The sequence below is a fragment of the Stenotrophomonas sp. SrG genome, from assembly GCF_050031795.1.
Taxonomy (GTDB): Bacteria; Pseudomonadota; Gammaproteobacteria; order Xanthomonadales; family Xanthomonadaceae; genus Stenotrophomonas; species Stenotrophomonas rhizophila_A.
In genome coordinates this window covers 1-230 of the sequence record NZ_JBNBBE010001765.1, presented here as the reverse complement: position 1 = coordinate 230, position 230 = coordinate 1, and the positions used below count along the sequence as shown (strand labels likewise).

Here is a 230-nt window from a genome sequence, read left to right as displayed (position 1 = left end):
TACCACCGCGACATCGCGCTGGTCACCGGCCCCAGCGCCTACCGCTCGGCGCACGAGAGCACCGCCGGCTTCATCGATGCCCTCGCCCAGCGCGGGCTCGAGCTGCCGCCCGGGCGCATCGTGGAAGCCGGCTCTACCTTCGAATCCGGGGTGGCCGCCGCCGAAAAGCTGCTGCGGGGCAAGCAGCGCCCGACCGCGATCTTTACCGGTCACGATGAAATGGCCGCCGG

Annotated in this window: 1 protein-coding gene; it reads left to right on the top strand. The window is 71.3% G+C overall.

The genetic code is table 11. From position 1 onward, the window contains the following. Positions 1–230 (top strand): substrate-binding domain-containing protein (locus tag ACQG3P_RS25325; RefSeq protein WP_426806580.1); only part of this gene is annotated, 230 nt, incomplete at both ends.